The organism is Paenarthrobacter sp. CC6, assembly GCF_040560085.1.
Lineage (GTDB): Bacteria > Actinomycetota > Actinomycetes > Actinomycetales > Micrococcaceae > Arthrobacter > Arthrobacter nicotinovorans.
The window spans coordinates 72,870-87,256 of the sequence record NZ_JARDAN010000016.1 but is presented as its reverse complement, the minus strand read 5'-3'; the positions used below and the strand labels follow the sequence as shown (position 1 = coordinate 87,256).

Sequence of the window (14,387 nt, the reverse complement as noted above, 5' to 3'; positions counted from 1 at the left end):
GGCTCCAGCCGGGCATAGCATTGTGAACCATGGCACTGCGACTGGTTCAAGTGAATTTCAAGGCCGGGGACGACTCAGCCCTCGGGCAGTTTTGGGCGGATGCTCTCGGCTGGGGTGTTTCCAGCGAAGGACCGGGGGTCACCAACGTGGAACCCCTTGATTTTACGTGGCCGGACCCTGCGGCTGTATGCGTGGACGTGGTCAGTGTTCCGGACCCCGAGTCAGTGAAGTACCGTGTCCATCTGGACCTTGCCACCACGTCCGCTGATCATCAGAGGGAACTCGTACAGCGGCTCAAGGAGCTTGGTGCTTCGCCTGCGGATATTGGCCAGGGAGAGGTGCCGTGGGTGGTGATGGCTGATCCTGAGGGCAACTTGTTCTGCGTACTCGAACCTCGTGCGATCTATCAGGACACCGGCCCCATAGCCACCGTGGTGGTCAACTGCGAAGATCCCCGGGCCATGGCCGATTTCTGGGGCCGGGCAACGGACTGGACCGTGCATGAGGTGACTGATGAGCATGCGAGGTTGCGCTCGTCCAAGGGGGTTGGTCCCTACCTTGAGCTTCTTCGTACCCCCGAACCGGACGCCCTGCCCAACCGTATTCATCTGGATCTCAAGCCATATCCCGGCGACGATCGAGCCGCTGAGGTCGCCAGGCTCCACAGCCTGGGTGCCCGCGATGCCGACCTCGGCCAAGGCGATGTGTCCTGGAAGTGCCTGACCGACCCCGAGGGAAACGACTTCTGCGTATTGAGTCCAGGGTGATCATCCCTGAACGCGGCTAGTTCTGCGCGGCCTTCAGCAGGTGGTCCGGCAGCCGGTTTCCCGGGGCGCGGCCACGGATTTCGAGAAGTTCGCGCGCGTGCGCATGCAGTTTCTTGTCCTCCTCGGACACTGGGACCCATTGGGGAATCGGCACGGCCGTCCCCGTTTCGTCGCGGGCCACCATCACCGTCAGGCAGTACGTGGTGAGGTTCATTTCCCGGGTCTTGGGATCGCCCGAGCGGACGTGGACCGCGATGTGCATGCCCTTGGCGCCGGTGTAGACCAGCCGGGCTTCGACTTCCACCACATGGCCGATCAGCAGCGGCCGGTAAAAACGGACACCACCGGAGAAGACGGCCACAGTGTCCTTGCCGCAGTAACGGGACGCGCAAACGTACGCAGCCTCATCGATCCACTTCATCACGATGCCACCGTGGACTTTGCCGCCCCAGTTCACATCGGTGGGGGACGCCATGAACCGCAGCGTGACGCGCTCGGCGGTTCCGGCGTCGGTGTATTCCTGGGCGTTCATCGCATTGACGATCTGCTCACGGACTTCGATGCGGGCCAGCGCGTGGTCCCGCTGCTCGATCTCGGCAGGCGTTGAGGGTTGGAACTGGGGAACGGGAATCGGCTTGCCGTCCGGACCCACAGCTACGAAAATCACCATGCATTGGCTGTGCATTGTCTCCGGCCCGCCCTTGGGATCCCGGGAACTGACCACGGTGTGGATGTGCATGGAGGACCGGCCGGTGTAAACGATCGTTGAGGTCACTTCAACCATATCGCCGCTGTTCACGGGGTCGGTGAAGTGGATGTTGCCCACATAGGCGGTGACGCAATAGGACTTGGCCCATCCCACCGCCGCTGCGTAAGCCGCTTTGTCCACCCATTCAAGGACGGTCCCGGCATCAACGGATCCGCTGTGCCCAACGTCCGTGGGGGCTGCCAGGAAGCGGAGGGTCACAGAGTTGCCGGCGTCTTCGCTCATGCTCGAAGTTTACTGGTGCCATGTTTCTGTTACGTGACTAAGACTGCGCCCGCTGGATGCCCAGGGTGGCAATGAGGTCCTCATGGATTTCGAACCAGACGCGGTGGAAAGAGTCGCGGTCTGTACCCGTCAGCCAGGAGGCGTCCTCGGTTGAGAACTTGAGGGCCCGCAGGAGCCGGTCCGAATAGCCGCCGAACCGCGGAAGGCTTCGCATGAGCTGCGCTTCCAGGGGGCGCCACGCCGCCAAGGCTCCAATCAGCACATCCGTGGCTTCCTGATTGGAGGAAATCCCCAGCTGAAGAGTGCCGCAGGCGTTGACGACTCCATCATTGAACTCCGTAAAGTCCTCGTGCACCGCCAGGACCCGGGGTCGTGCACCGGCCAGGTCCAGCTCCTCGGCGAGCAGCCGTTCGTTCTCCGCCCGGCCGGCCCCGGAGAGCAACCAACCGCTGGTACCGGCGAAGGTGCTGCGCGAAACAAAGCCGTTCACACCGGCGTCGATGAGGGCGGACTCCACCACGCTTGGGTCCTGGGCAAAGCGCGCCGCTACGGCTTCTGTGTCAGCGAATCCCAACAGGCGCACGGCGTGCAAGATGAGGAGGCTCATTGCATGCCCGCCAAGGTGACCGTCCCGGTCGAACCATCAACAGTCACAACGCTGCCGTCAGGCACAAGCTCCAACGCAGCGTGCACACCCAGGACGGCCGGAATGCCGTATTCCCTCGCGACGATCGCGGCATGGGACAGCATTCCTCCTGTTTCGGTGACCACTGCCGAAGCCATCCCGAACAGAGGGGTCCATGCTGGATCAGTGGTGCGGCAAACCAGTACGTCTCCGGTCCGGAAACGGGCGAAATCATCGGGCCCCTGGATCAGGCTGGCCATCCCCCTGGCACTGCCGGCGCTCGCTGCGGTTCCGTTCAGGACTACCGCCCTTGTCACTTGGCGGCACCTGTTCCTGGGCGGTCGGACAGCCGGTCCAGCCGCTGCTGCGCGGCCTGCGCGGAACGGAGCCCAAGGCTCTCCGCGATCTGCGGCCAGGTCAGCCCTTCCGCCCGGGCCAGGAACAGGAGTGCAGTTTCGACGGCGTCCATCTCACCTCGGGCGGCGGGTATCAGTGCGAGGGCCGCGCGGAGATCGGAGGAATCCGGCGCTGGATCACCCTCCTGGCTCCGGAAACGCCACAGCACGTGCTGGATGAGGTCCATGGCGGTCGGTGGCTGTTTTTCGTGGAGCCAGGGACGCTGGGGCAGTGCGGCGGCGCCCCGGTCCAGGAGCAGCCGGGTCGCGTCCGTCTGCAACTGCGCGTCTTTCCCGTCTTGGGGTGTGGTGGAGGCGTTCATGCGAGCGAGCATCCCTCATCAACATCATGTTGTCAATATTTTGTTGATATCTGGGATTGATTTGCTCTATAAATGAGAATCAATATCATTTAACTCATGTCACATCACTCACACCCCACCCTTCCTGCCGTGCGCGGCCGGAAACGCCACTTGCCCACGGGCGCGGTCGCCGTCGTCGGGCTTTCCGCCCTTCTTCTTACTGGCTGCGCGACTCCCGGCGGCTCCGCTGGCAGCACAGCCGACGCCTCGCCGTCGTCGTCCGCAAAGCCCAGCCCCAAAGAAGCCGGTGCCCCGACCCCTCGCCTGGTCTACACGTACGACGGCGGCATGGGAGTTCTGGACGCCGCCTCCCTGGAGAAGGTGGGGAGTGCGGACCTGGGTGGTTTCAACCGGCTGAATCCCGCAGGCGACGGCAGGCATGTTTTCGTGTCCACCGGTGACGCCTTCCGCCTTTTCGACGCCGGCGCCTGGACCGAGCCGCACGGCGACCACAGCCATCACTACGTCAGCGAACCCAAGCTGACCGATCTGGCGTTCGAGGCGAATAAAGCCGGTCACGTGGTGCTGCACGCCGGCAAAACCGTGCTGTTCAGCGACGGGTCGGGCAAGGTGGAGAGCTTCAAGAGCTCTGCGCTGGGGGCTGCTGTGGAGGACGGAAAACTGCCCGCCGCCGACGTTTACACAACGCCTGAAGCGCACCATGGAGTCGCCGTCGAACTCGAGGACGGCAAGCTGCTGGTGACCCTCGGCAATGAGGAAAGCAGGTCCGGGATCGCAATACTCTCCGCCGGCAAGGGGCAGGACCGTAAGGAAATCGTCCGCAACGAGGACTGCCCGGGCGTGCATGGTGAGGCCGTGGCTGCCGGAGAAGCAGTAGTGGTCGGATGCGAAAACGGCATGTTGATCTACAAGGACGGGGCCATCACCAAGGTGGCGAGCCCTGATGCTTACGGCCGCTTGGGCAATCAGGCGGGATCGGAAAAATCCCCGGTGATCCTGGGCGACTACAAGGTGGACAAGGCCGCCAAGCCGGAACGTCCCACCCGGATTTCGCTGGTCAACACCGAAACCGCAGCCATGCAGCTCGTGGACATCGGCACCAGCTACTCGTTCCGCTCACTGGGCCGCGGCCCGGCGGGTGAAGCCTTGGTTCTGGGAACTGATGGCGGCCTGCGCGTGATCGACCCACTCTCCGGTGCCGTCACCTCAACCATCCCTGTGGTTGCCGCATGGGAGGAGTCGGCCACCTGGCAGGACCCGCGGCCCACCCTTTTTGTCCAGGGCTCGACGGCGTACGTCACCGAACCTGCGACGCAGTCACTTCACGCTGTGGACCTGAAGGCGGGCAAGGTGGCGAAGTCGGTGAAGCTTGATCAGACCCCGAACGAGCTCACCGGCGTCACGGGCTAGTCCAATCCTTGGGTCCCGCGTCGTGGAAGTCGGACGCTCGCTCACGTCCCACGCCTTAAGCGCCGACGCTCGCTCACGTCCCATGCCTTAAGCGCGGACGCTCGCTCACGTCCCATGCCTTAAACGCGGACGCTCGCTCACTTTCCTCGAGAAAGTGAGCGAGCGACCGCGTGAAAGTGTTGTGATGTGAGGGGGCGTCCGGGGGAGTGTCGCTTAGGCCAGTGCGCGGAGCTTCGAGCCGGAGCGGCCGAAGAGTGCGGCGTCGGCCGAGATCCTGCCGGCGCCCGCCAGTGCGAGGGCCAGCGCGGCACCTGCGAAGAGCAGTACGAGTTCGTACCCTCCGTTGGCCACAAAGATGCCGGCCGGAGCGTGCACCAGGAAGAGGGCCCCCAGCATGTCGATGGCCAGGAGTGCTGCGAAGACGCGGGTCAGGAGGCCGAGGATCAGTGCGATGCCGCCGACGAGCTCCAGTGTTGCCACGATGGGGGCCACGACGGATGCGCCCGGGACGCCCATCTGGGTGAAGGAAGCCTGGGTTCCGGCGATGGTGAATTCGTTGAACTTCTGCCAACCGTGCGCGGCGAAGAGAAATCCTGCAATGACGCGCAGGATGGTCAGGGCTGTGGTGGTCAAGCTGGACTTGTTCATGCTTCAACCCTTGCAGCCAATTTATTGAAGTGTCAACTAAATAAGGCGCACTGTCACCGAATTCCCAGCTAGTTACGAGGCTTCGCCTGAAGCCAGGGCTGCAGGAGCCGGGTGGTGATCGGCAGGAAAATGTACGTCATCAGAGGCGTCAGGATCACGATGTTCAGCAAAACGGCAAACACCAGCGGCCAATCCTGCGTCAACGGGTGCAGCAGGAAATTTGCCAGCAGGCTGAGCGGGAAGAACGGGAGGAAGATGCTGATGGCCTGCTTCCAGCGCGGTGGCACCACAGTTTCGGGCACGACTACCGAGACATCGCCAGGCCGCGAGAACCAACCCTCAATCCCCGTATGACGTTCCACGCGGGTGGTCTCCATCATGTCCCTGGCACTGTCGATCCACCAGCGCCTCTCCTCGGAGTCCTCCCACGCCTGCAGCGATTCGGCGTCGGCGAAACGATAGAGCATGTGCCACTCGGTGGAATCCACTCCGTTGCGCACCCATCCAGATCCCAGGTAACCCGGCCACTCGCGGGCAAGTTCCTGCCCGGCATGTGCCCACGCGTTGGCTTGGCGGGTGTAGCCCGGAAGAATGGTGCGGGCTACGGAAACGGTGACGGGATGCTCATATGACACGGCCCAAATGTACCCGTCCCCCAGCAGACTAGGCTTGTTTAGTGCCTCAAACCACAATCGCCCCCGCCCGCTCCACCGCGCGCGACATCCTGCGCCTGGCCGTCCCCGCGTTCGGTGCGCTGATTGCCGAGCCACTGTTCCTCCTGGCCGACTCTGCGATCGTGGGGCATTTAGGGGTCGACCAGCTGGCCGGCGTCGGACTGGCGTCAACCATCCTGCACACTGCGGTGGGACTCATGGTCTTCCTGGCATATTCGACGACGCTGGCGGTCGCCCGCGCGATCGGCGACGGAAAGTTGGGGAAGGCTCTGGCCGCAGGGCGCGACGGCGTCTGGCTGGCCCTGCTGCTGGGGCTGGTGCTCGCTGTGGTGGGCTTCGTAGCAGCCGAGCCCTTGGTCGGTTTCATGGGTGCATCGGGCGATGTGCAGGGATTCGCCGTGGACTACCTCCGGTGGTCCATGCCCGGGCTGGCGGCAATGCTCCTGATTTTCGCCGGCACCGGTGTCCTTCGTGGTTTACAGGACACCCGGACGCCGCTGGTGGTGGCGACGGCCGGATTCGCGGTCAACATAGCCCTCAATGTGTTCCTGGTCTACGGGTTGAACATGTCCGTGACGGGTTCGGCGATCGGTACCAGCATTGCGCAGTGGGCCATGGCCGCCGTCTACCTGGTGATGGTGGGCCGTAATGCGCGGCAGCATGGTGTGTCCCTGCGGCCCGACTGGCACGGCATCCGGGCCATGACCAAGGTGGGCTCGTGGCTTATGCTCCGCACGTTGAGTCTTCGCTTGGCCATCCTCGCCACGGTCCTGGTGGTGACGGCCCAGGGTGCCGTCAATCTGGCAGCGCATCAGTTGGCCATGACAATTTTCTCCTTCCTTGCCTTTGCCTTGGATGCGCTGGCGATTGCGGCGCAGGCCCTGATCGGCAAGGAACTCGGAGCCCGGAACGCAGCCAGGGCCCGTGAACTGACCCGCACGATGATCCGCTGGGGTACGGGCTTTGGCGTGGTCACCGGCATACTGCTGGCAGTGGCGGCTCCGTGGGTGGGATACATCTTCACGTCCGATTCCGGCGTTCGATCGGCACTGACGGTTGCGCTCTGGGTGCTCGCGCTCGGTCAGCCGCTGGCCGGGTACGTCTTCGTCTTGGACGGTGTCCTCATTGGCGCCGGCGACGCGCGCTATCTGGCGATTGCCGGCGTCGTAAATCTTGCGGTCTATTTGCCGCTGCTGGTGGCGGTCCACCAGCTGAAGCCCGGCGGCGAGGCGGGTCTTCTGTGGCTGTGGGCGGCGTTTGCGCTGGGTTACATGTTGGCCCGTGCGGTGACGTTGGGGCTGCGCGCGCGGACCGATCGGTGGATGGTGTTGGGTTCGCACTAAACTGGACGGGTGACTCTTCCATCGACTCCTGCCCAGACTCCTGCTGCCCCGCCGGCCGGACTGTGGAAACCCATCCTGATCCGCGCAACGGTCGCAGTGTTGTTTGGTTTGGTGACCATCTTCTGGAGTTCGCCGTCAGTGGAGGTCCTGGCGTGGGCCGTGGGCCTGTATCTGCTAGGAACGGCAGCGGCCGTGTGGATGTCCCGCGTTTTGCCAGTAGCTGTAGCAGTGGTGGTAGCCGCGGGCGGCCTCGCCGCATTGGTGACGCAGTCGGATCAAGGCGTGGCTCTTTCTGCCATGCTGGCTCTGCTGGTTCTTGGGCTTCTTGAGTTCATGCAGGGCCTGAAGAAGCGCGATACCGTAGCCCGCGACTGGCTCATCTCGGGCATTATTTCGGTGGGTACGGGCATTCTGCTGCCATTCTTTACTTCGCTGGGGGCGCACGCGCTGCTGGGGGTTGCAGGTGGGGGCGCCATTCTCTCGGGCGTCTTGTGGATGCTTTCCGGTCTGTCGCTGCGCCATGATGCCCGCACCGGTACGAGGACGCAGGCCTCTGCGCCCGGAGCCTCGCCGGAGGCCGTAAACTAGTAGTTGGACGTTCTACTCGTTGTAGAACTTTTGCAGACCGGCGGGCATGTACCGCCATCATTGGAGGAAAGACCGTGGCAGACCAGACACCAGGAGAACCGCGCAAGATGCGGACTTCGGTCAAGGGACCCCTCATGTTCTCCGCCTTCTTCGCCGTGCTGGCCTTCGTGGCCGTGCTGATCTTCGCTTCCGGCGGCAGCGCGCGTGTTCCGCGGTTCGACCTCGCGTTCACCGGCGCAGGCATCGCGTTCATTGTGAGCCTCGTTGTGGCCGCCATGCTGTCCATGAGCTACAAGGAGAACGCCGACCACCTCGGCAAGGGTTCCGGGGTCAACCTCAGTTCCAAGCGTCCGCACGGCGGGTCGCCGGCTGCGGACTCCTCCGGCGGGACTGAAACGCCCGACGCCGGCCACTAACCTTCCAGCGCTTCCCCACTGTTGTTGGGGGAGCGCTTTTTGGTGGGTTTGGCTGGGCTGGCGTTAGTGGGCCAGCGAAGCGGCAGTGATGCGTTCACCAGAAGAAATGCGAGAACGCACCAGCCGCCCATGAGCAGGCCGCCGTCCGGTGCCGAAGGAATGTAGTCGATCCCGTTGGGCCTTAAGGTCTCAGGCGTGGCTTTCAGGTACCCGGAAGCAATAAGGGCCAGGCCAGCGGCGGCCACGAGTACGTAGATTCGACCGTTGCCCGCCCACCAGCGGTTGATCGGGGGAATGAGGCGCAGGGGCAGACCCACCATGACTGCGAGGGAGATGGTTGCTGCCGGCACGAGAATGCCGCCCAGTACAAGGCCGATTATCACTCCGATGCCGTCGTAGTCCACCATGGTTGCCACCTGCAACATGATCCACGATGGGGCCAGGAAGGCGAAGGCCAGGGCGAGTTGGCCGAACCTGGTCATTCCTGGGCTGCCGTAGCGTTCACGTGGCAAATCGCGCAGTGTGGGGACTGGGCGATCCGCGGAGGGGTGGGTCACTTGGCCATCCTTCCAATGCGTGGTCGTTTTCGGAACCGGAGCGGGAACGATGCACTAACGACGAGGAAGTTGATGATAAGGCAGCCGCCCATGAGCATTCCGCCATGGCTCGTGACGACGTCGAAGTGGTAACCACCGATGTCGCCTATGTGGCGCTCGGGCGTGTTGAACCCGGAAATGATGAGAGTCACGCCGGCGACCGCCAGAAGAATGTACATGGGGGCATTCCCCAGCCACCAGCGGCTTAGCCGCCGGTTGAGACGCAAAGGCAGTCCGACGGCCACTGCAACGCCCATCAGGAAGGGTGGCCCTATCAGCAGGAAGAGGAGAGTTCCCAGGAACTCATACCCCGGACTTGCTGCCATCACGCATACGAACCACATTGTCGCCATGAAGGGGTATGCGATGGCCAATTGGGCAATCGGGGCCATGTCCGGTTTATCGGGGGGCCGGACCCAGGCGGTATTCGGAATCGGCGTCCGTCCAGCCGGAAAGTCGTAAGCGCCTGTATTCGGCTGTTCCCCCATGCCGCAATTATGTCTGGGTTATTCGCTTTCGGCGGCCTTCCGTGCGCGGTATGCCGCCACGTGGGCCCGGTTGGCGCAGTTGCCTGTGTCGCAGTAAAGCTTGGAGCGGTTGCGGCTGAGGTCCAGCACCACGGCATCACAATCCTCTGCGGCGCAAATGCGCATCCGGTCCATTTCCCTGCTGCGGATCACGTCGACGATGGCCATCGCGGCCTCGGTGCCCATCCTGTCAGCCAGGGGCGCTTCCGGTGTGGTGGCGTGCAGGTGCCAGTCCCAGTGGTCATGCTTGACCAGCTGTGGGAGGGCTTTTGCGTCCGCGAGCAGCTTGTTGACGGTCTTGGCTGCAGTGTCTTCATCGGAGGTCCAGAGTGCTGCGAGTTCGCTGCGCAGGCGCTTGATGCTGGTCAATTCATCGGCCGAATTGGCGCGCGAGCCCGTGAACTCCTCGGCGTTCAGGAACGAGTTGAGTTCCTCCACGGTGGCCAGCAGTTCTTCACCGTTGGCGGCAGTGTTGATCAGGTTGACGACGCTGCGTAAGGCAACTTCGGTGTCAGGCGCAAATAGCACTTTGACTCCTTACATATTTCGGGAGTACTGTCATGACCATAAGCCCACTTTACTCCTGACAGGAGGCTGCTGTGTCAGCTCCAACGACGAAGGCTGATGCAAAGAGTTTCTTGGCATCGGGACTCGGGATTGCCCTTTTCTCTTCAGCTGTCTTCGGAACCTCCGGCTCTTTCGCCAAGTCGATGTTGGAGACCGGCTGGTCCCCGGGCGCCGCTGTTACCGTGCGCCTCACGGGAGCGGCGCTGATCCTGGCGATTCCCGCCGTCATGGCTCTCCGGGGCCGTTGGCATCAGCTCAAGGAAAACTGGCTCACCATCCTGCTGTTCGGCCTCATCGGAGTAGCCGGCTGCCAGCTTTTCTACTTCAACGCGGTAGCCCGGCTGTCCGTTGGCGTTGCACTGCTACTCGAATACCTGGCCCCGGTGATGATTGTGCTGTGGCTGTGGATCTCCAGCCGACGCAAACCGCGCGCACTCACCGCTGCCGGCGCGCTGCTGTCCCTGGGTGGACTGGTGCTGGTTCTTGACCTGACCGGCGCTGTGAAGGTGGACTTCGTTGGCGTCCTGTGGGGCATGGCGGCTGCCGTGTGCCTGGTGATCTACTTCTTCATCACCGCAAAGGAAAACGACACCCTCCCCCCACTGGTGCTCGCCTCAGGCGGTCTGCTGGTAGGTGCACTGGTGATGTGGCTGGTGGGCCTTTTGGGGCTTCTTCCCATGACGTTCAGCACCGCAGACACAACGCTGGGACCCTGGACCGTGCCCTGGTGGGTGTCCGTCGTCGGCTTGATCATCCTGGCAACGGTCCTGGCGTACGTTTCCGGAATCATGGCGGCCCGGAGCCTGGGATCGAAGGTGGCCTCGTTCGTGTCCCTGACGGAAGTGCTGTTCGCCGTGATCTGGGCTTGGCTCCTGTTGGGCGAACTCCCCGGCCCAATCCAACTGCTGGGCGGTCTCCTGATTGTGGGCGGCGTGGTCCTGGTCCGTGTGGACGAACTGCGCGGGGACCGTCGTGCCGTTGTCGCCCACGCGTTGGATCACCCGAACGACGTCGAGCCTGTACCTTCGGGGCCTGTCGCCGGAGCTTCCCGGGACTGAAGCACGGCCCCGCGGCCGTGTCGGGTCGCCTTGCCGTGCATTGAAGGCAAACGCGGATAACTGCGGGTTCTGCTGTGAACACAAAAATGCCCGGACGCTTGTGCGTCCGGGCATTTTCCCAACTGTCTTAGTTGGAAGCCTGCTGCTGCTGCTCAGCGTTCTTCTGAGCGCGATCGCCGGCTTCGCGAAGAGCATCGGCAACCTTCTTCAGGTTGGAAGCGTGCTGGCTGTCCCACTCGCCGCGGAACTTGTCAGCGTCCGGACCCTTCCAGTCGGTGCCGTCGAGTGCACCCTTCAGCTGTGAACGCTGCTGCTCGATGTGCTCGGCACCTGCCTTCAGCTTGTTACCGAGCTGACGAAGCTGATCAACATCTGCACCCCAAATAGCCATGAGATTCTCCTTCATTTGTTCGGACCCGAGCTCTTCGGCATCCCCAGCGGCCTCCGGCTCATCCGGAAGATCCAATAGCTAAAACCTATCCCGGGAATCGCGAACCCGTCGATGGGCACCCCTCCCCATGCAGCACTGCCCATGGTTAGCATGGGGTTATGTGCCGGAATATCAGGACTCTGCATAACTTCGAACCGCATGCCACCAGCGAGGAAGTGGAGGCCGCTGCCCTCCAATACGTGCGAAAGATCAGCGGATCCACCAAGCCCTCCAAGGCCAACGAGGAAGCCTTTGCCGAGGCTGTCCACGAAATCGCACACATTACGCAACATCTTCTGGACTCGTTGGTGAGCCACGCGCCGGCCAAGAACCGGGACGAGGAAGCGGCCAAGGCAAAGGCCCGGGCTGCGGTCCGCTTCGGAACCGCGTAGCCCAGGCCTTCCACGAAGCTATTTGCCGAACGAGCGCAGCCTAAGCGAGTTGGCCACCACCAGGACCGAGCTGGCCGCCATCGCTGCCCCCGCGATCATCGGATTCAGCAGCCCCAACGCGGCTACGGGAATGCCGATCGCGTTGTAGAAGAACGCCCAGAACAAGTTGGTCTTGATCGTGGAGAGGGTCTTCCGGGACAGTTCGATTGCCTGGACGAGCTGACCCAGGTCGCTGCCCATGACCGTCAGATCCGAGGCTTCGATGGCGACATCTGTGCCGGACCCCATCGCGATCCCCAGATCCGATTGCGCCAGGGCCGCGGCGTCGTTGACACCATCTCCGGCCATGGCGACTGTCGCCCCGGAGGCCTGAAGCTTCCGAACTGCCTCCACTTTTCCTTCCGGCAGCACCCCGGCGAATACGTCCTCCGGGGATATTCCGACGGCGGCAGCCACTTGGGCGGCCACGGCAGCGTTGTCTCCGGTCAGCAGTATCGGACGGATGCCCAGATCCTTCAGCTTCTGGATCGCTGCCGCCGAGCCGGGCTTGATGGTGTCGCTCAGGCTCACAATTCCAGCCGGTACTCCGTCGACGGCGACCCAGATGGCGGTGGCGCCCCCGTTCTCCTCGGCTGCCAGCATTTCCCGATGGCCCGCTTCGAGGGAGATACCGTTTTCTTCAAGCCAACCCGAGCGACCTACGACCACAGCCTTCGGGCTGCCGTCCAGCACAACCCGGCCCCGCACTCCGCCGCCGGGAGCGGAACTGAAGCCGTCCACGGCAGGCAGGGCTCCGGCGTCGGGCATTGCGTCTTTTGCCGCGGCGGCAATCGCGTGGGCGATCGGGTGCTCCGACGCTGACTCGACGGCACCCGCCAGGGTGAGCACTGCGGCGGGGGAATGCCCGTTCAGGGCTACGGTGTGGTCCACGGCCAGCTTGCCGCTGGTAACGGTACCGGTCTTGTCCAACAGGATGGTGTCAACGTGCCGGGTGTCCTCGAGAACCTGCGGACCCTTGATGAGGATGCCCAATTGGGCTCCACGACCCGTTCCGGTCAGCAGGCCAACCGGCGTCGCCAGACCCAAGGCGCAGGGGCAAGCGATCACCAGGACAGCAACGGCGGCGGTGAATGCGGCATTCAGGTCGCCGGAGATGAACAGCCAGAGCACGAACGTTGCCAGCGCGATGACCAGCACGATCGGGACGAAGACCGAGCTGATCCTGTCCGCGAGCCGCGCAATCGGCGCTTTGCCCGTTTGGGCCTGGCTGACCAGCCGCCCCATCTGGGCGAGCGTGGTGTCGGAGCCAACGCGCGTGGCCCGGACCAACAGGCGCCCGGAGGTATTGATCGTAGCCCCGGTCACCGTGCTGCCCGGCCCCACTTCAACCGGCACCGATTCGCCGGTAACCAAGGAAGCGTCGACGGCGGAAGCGCCGTCCGTGACAACGCCGTCCGTCGCGATCTTCTCGCCGGGGCGGACAACGAACACATCATCCACGAGGAGCTGATCCGCAGGGATCTTCCGCTCAATGCCCCGTTCGAGGATGGTTGCATCCTTCGCGCCCAGGTTCAGGAGGGCCTTGAGGGCATTGCCCGCTTTGGCCTTCGCGTTCGCTTCCAGGTAACGGCCCAGGAGGAGGAACGTGGTGACAACAGCCGCGACCTCGAAGTACAGCCCCCCGCCGGACATGCTTTCCATGCCGGGGTGTTCGGTCATTCGCGGGTCGGCGAACAGCTGCCAGGCCGAGTACACGTAGGCCGCGATCACACCAATGGAAACAAGGGTGTCCATGGTGGACGCAAGATGCCGCGCATTGATGGCAGCAGCCCTGTGGAAGGGCCAAGCTGCCCAACTCACCACCGGCAGCGCCAGGGCGCCCACAACCCAGCCCCAGTTGGCGAACTGCAGGGCGGGAATCATGGAGATCGCAAACACAGGAACGGTCAGGACGGCAGCCAGGATCAGGCGCGGCCGGAGTGTCGATGCCGACGGACCGTGATCCATATGGTTTTCGTGCCCGGAATGCTCGTCGTGCATGGGCTCGGCGTCGTGATGATGATTGTGATGCTCATGCCCGGGACTGTTTGCCGTGTCACCGGCGGCCGGGCGGGTATGCGGCGCGGGTGCCTGGCGCAGGGTGGCTTTGTACCCCGTCGCATTGACCGTGTCCACGATCTGCTGGTCCGTCACGGTGGCGGGGACGGTGACATGGGCTGATTCGAGGGGCAGGTTGACGCTCGCCTCGACGCCTTCGAGCTTGCCCAGTTTCCGTTCCACCCGATTGACGCATGAGGCGCAGGTCATGCCCTCAATGTCCAGCTCGATCACCCGTTGTGCGGGTTGGTTGAAGGTTTCCTGGTTACTCAAGGGAGCCCCCTAGGCTTCGTTGGCTACCACCAGGTAGCCGGCTTCTGCCACGGCCTCGCCAATTTCTGACGGCGAGAGTTCATGGATGGATGTGATGGTGACGGTGGACAGACCGCCGGGGTTGAGGTCGACAGCGACATTCTGGACGCCGCTAAGAGATTCGAGTTCTTCGCTCACGCTGGAAACACAGTGGCCGCAGGTCATGCCGGAAACGTTCACGTTGGTCTGGATGGTCTGGCTCATGGAGTGCTCCTTGGTGCTGAGTTG

The 14,387-nt window shown here is 63.4% G+C and carries 19 protein-coding genes; 7 read left to right on the top strand and 12 right to left on the bottom strand.

The features are described 5' to 3' along the window. The first annotated feature begins 29 nt into the window (after window positions 1–29). A complete protein-coding gene (locus PV760_RS15880) occupies window positions 30–767 on the top strand; it encodes a VOC family protein (protein ID WP_354628227.1) in 738 nt (245 codons plus the stop codon). Window positions 768–783: 16 nt separating this feature from the next. Here the strand turns inward: PV760_RS15880 and PV760_RS15875 are convergent, their stop codons facing one another. The 4 genes from PV760_RS15875 to PV760_RS15860 are packed head-to-tail and all read right to left on the bottom strand — an operon-like array spanning window position 784 to window position 3,101. Then, complete coding sequence (locus tag PV760_RS15875) at window positions 784–1,758, bottom strand: acyl-CoA thioesterase (RefSeq protein ID WP_039243479.1); 975 nt, start codon at window positions 1,756–1,758, stop codon at window positions 784–786. Window positions 1,759–1,795: 37 nt separating this feature from the next. Continuing rightward, window positions 1,796–2,365, bottom strand: a complete 570-nt coding sequence (locus tag PV760_RS15870) for a hypothetical protein (RefSeq protein ID WP_354628226.1) — start codon at window positions 2,363–2,365, stop codon at window positions 1,796–1,798. Then, window positions 2,362–2,700, bottom strand: coding sequence for a PEP-utilizing enzyme (locus tag PV760_RS15865; protein ID WP_039243477.1), 339 nt, complete (start codon window positions 2,698–2,700; stop codon window positions 2,362–2,364). The genes PV760_RS15870 and PV760_RS15865 overlap by 4 nt, the downstream gene beginning before the upstream one ends. Then, window positions 2,697–3,101, bottom strand: a complete 405-nt coding sequence (locus PV760_RS15860) for a hypothetical protein (protein WP_039243523.1) — start codon at window positions 3,099–3,101, stop codon at window positions 2,697–2,699. The genes PV760_RS15865 and PV760_RS15860 overlap by 4 nt, the downstream gene beginning before the upstream one ends. Window positions 3,102–3,197: 96 nt before the next feature. On the opposite strand from PV760_RS15860, the gene aztD reads away from it, so the two are divergent. Then, window positions 3,198–4,511 (top strand): zinc metallochaperone AztD, encoded by a 1,314-nt coding sequence (gene aztD / locus PV760_RS15855; RefSeq protein WP_354628225.1) that lies wholly within the window; start codon window positions 3,198–3,200, stop codon window positions 4,509–4,511. 213 nt (window positions 4,512–4,724) lie between these two features. On the opposite strand, the gene PV760_RS15850 is transcribed toward aztD, so the two are convergent. Continuing rightward, window positions 4,725–5,159, bottom strand: coding sequence for a DoxX family protein (locus PV760_RS15850; RefSeq protein WP_018779406.1), 435 nt, complete (start codon window positions 5,157–5,159; stop codon window positions 4,725–4,727). A gap of 68 nt (window positions 5,160–5,227) precedes the next feature. Next, the gene (locus tag PV760_RS15845; RefSeq protein ID WP_018779405.1) at window positions 5,228–5,794 is read right to left on the bottom strand and encodes an antibiotic biosynthesis monooxygenase; all 567 of its coding nucleotides are present in this window, start codon (window positions 5,792–5,794) and stop codon (window positions 5,228–5,230) included. 41 nt (window positions 5,795–5,835) lie between these two features. Here PV760_RS15845 and PV760_RS15840 point away from each other — a divergent pair, with 41 nt between their 5' ends. From PV760_RS15840 to PV760_RS15830, 3 genes are all read left to right on the top strand, one after another. Further along, entirely contained in the window at window positions 5,836–7,176 is a 1,341-nt protein-coding gene (locus PV760_RS15840) for an MATE family efflux transporter (protein ID WP_354628224.1), read from the top strand. Between the two features lie 9 nt (window positions 7,177–7,185). Continuing rightward, a complete protein-coding gene (locus tag PV760_RS15835) occupies window positions 7,186–7,764 on the top strand; it encodes a DUF308 domain-containing protein (protein ID WP_018779403.1) in 579 nt (192 codons plus the stop codon). A gap of 74 nt (window positions 7,765–7,838) precedes the next feature. Then, window positions 7,839–8,180, top strand: coding sequence for a hypothetical protein (locus PV760_RS15830; protein ID WP_181423304.1), 342 nt, complete (start codon window positions 7,839–7,841; stop codon window positions 8,178–8,180). Here PV760_RS15830 and PV760_RS15825 read toward each other — a convergent pair. From PV760_RS15825 to PV760_RS15815, 3 genes are all read right to left on the bottom strand, one after another. Next, entirely contained in the window at window positions 8,177–8,737 is a 561-nt protein-coding gene (locus PV760_RS15825) for a hypothetical protein (protein ID WP_079582272.1), read from the bottom strand. The two genes, PV760_RS15830 and PV760_RS15825, sit on opposite strands and share 4 nt — an antisense overlap. After that, window positions 8,734–9,168, bottom strand: a complete 435-nt coding sequence (locus tag PV760_RS15820; RefSeq protein ID WP_354628223.1) for a hypothetical protein — start codon at window positions 9,166–9,168, stop codon at window positions 8,734–8,736. The genes PV760_RS15825 and PV760_RS15820 overlap by 4 nt, the downstream gene beginning before the upstream one ends. Window positions 9,169–9,282: 114 nt before the next feature. Further along, on the bottom strand, window positions 9,283–9,831 hold the full coding sequence (locus PV760_RS15815; RefSeq protein WP_018779399.1) for a CGNR zinc finger domain-containing protein: 549 nt from the start codon (window positions 9,829–9,831) through the stop codon (window positions 9,283–9,285). Window positions 9,832–9,902: 71 nt separating this feature from the next. Here PV760_RS15815 and PV760_RS15810 point away from each other — a divergent pair, with 71 nt between their 5' ends. Then, window positions 9,903–10,928 (top strand): EamA family transporter, encoded by a 1,026-nt coding sequence (locus tag PV760_RS15810; RefSeq protein WP_354628222.1) that lies wholly within the window; start codon window positions 9,903–9,905, stop codon window positions 10,926–10,928. A 127-nt stretch (window positions 10,929–11,055) separates the two neighbouring features. On the opposite strand, the gene PV760_RS15805 is transcribed toward PV760_RS15810, so the two are convergent. Continuing rightward, entirely contained in the window at window positions 11,056–11,319 is a 264-nt protein-coding gene (locus PV760_RS15805; RefSeq protein WP_018779397.1) for a WXG100 family type VII secretion target, read from the bottom strand. A 158-nt stretch (window positions 11,320–11,477) separates the two neighbouring features. Here PV760_RS15805 and PV760_RS15800 point away from each other — a divergent pair, with 158 nt between their 5' ends. Next, window positions 11,478–11,750 carry a DUF2277 domain-containing protein gene (locus PV760_RS15800; RefSeq protein ID WP_018779396.1) on the top strand — a complete coding sequence of 91 codons (273 nt, stop codon included), beginning with the start codon at window positions 11,478–11,480 and terminating at the stop codon, window positions 11,748–11,750. Between the two features lie 18 nt (window positions 11,751–11,768). Here the strand turns inward: PV760_RS15800 and PV760_RS15795 are convergent, their stop codons facing one another. Then, entirely contained in the window at window positions 11,769–14,120 is a 2,352-nt protein-coding gene (locus PV760_RS15795) for a heavy metal translocating P-type ATPase (protein WP_354628221.1), read from the bottom strand. 9 nt (window positions 14,121–14,129) lie between these two features. Continuing rightward, window positions 14,130–14,363, bottom strand: a complete 234-nt coding sequence (locus PV760_RS15790; RefSeq protein WP_039243520.1) for a heavy-metal-associated domain-containing protein — start codon at window positions 14,361–14,363, stop codon at window positions 14,130–14,132. Window positions 14,364–14,387: the final 24 nt, after the last annotated feature.

Bases quoted from the DNA above. Each gene is read 5' to 3' on its own strand.
- PV760_RS15880 (WP_354628227.1), top strand. From the start codon at position 30: ATGGCACTGCGACTGGTTCAAGTGAATTTCAAGGCCGGGGACGACTCA.
- PV760_RS15875 (WP_039243479.1), bottom strand. From the start codon at position 1,758: ATGAGCGAAGACGCCGGCAACTCTGTGACCCTCCGCTTCCTGGCAGCC.
- PV760_RS15870 (WP_354628226.1), bottom strand. From the start codon at position 2,365: ATGAGCCTCCTCATCTTGCACGCCGTGCGCCTGTTGGGATTCGCTGAC.
- PV760_RS15860 (WP_039243523.1), bottom strand. From the start codon at position 3,101: ATGAACGCCTCCACCACACCCCAAGACGGGAAAGACGCGCAGTTGCAG.
- aztD (WP_354628225.1), top strand. From the start codon at position 3,198: ATGTCACATCACTCACACCCCACCCTTCCTGCCGTGCGCGGCCGGAAA.
- PV760_RS15850 (WP_018779406.1), bottom strand. From the start codon at position 5,159: ATGAACAAGTCCAGCTTGACCACCACAGCCCTGACCATCCTGCGCGTC.
- PV760_RS15820 (WP_354628223.1), bottom strand. From the start codon at position 9,168: ATGGCCCCGATTGCCCAATTGGCCATCGCATACCCCTTCATGGCGACA.
- PV760_RS15805 (WP_018779397.1), bottom strand. From the start codon at position 11,319: ATGGCTATTTGGGGTGCAGATGTTGATCAGCTTCGTCAGCTCGGTAAC.
- PV760_RS15800 (WP_018779396.1), top strand. From the start codon at position 11,478: ATGTGCCGGAATATCAGGACTCTGCATAACTTCGAACCGCATGCCACC.
- PV760_RS15790 (WP_039243520.1), bottom strand. From the start codon at position 14,363: ATGAGCCAGACCATCCAGACCAACGTGAACGTTTCCGGCATGACCTGC.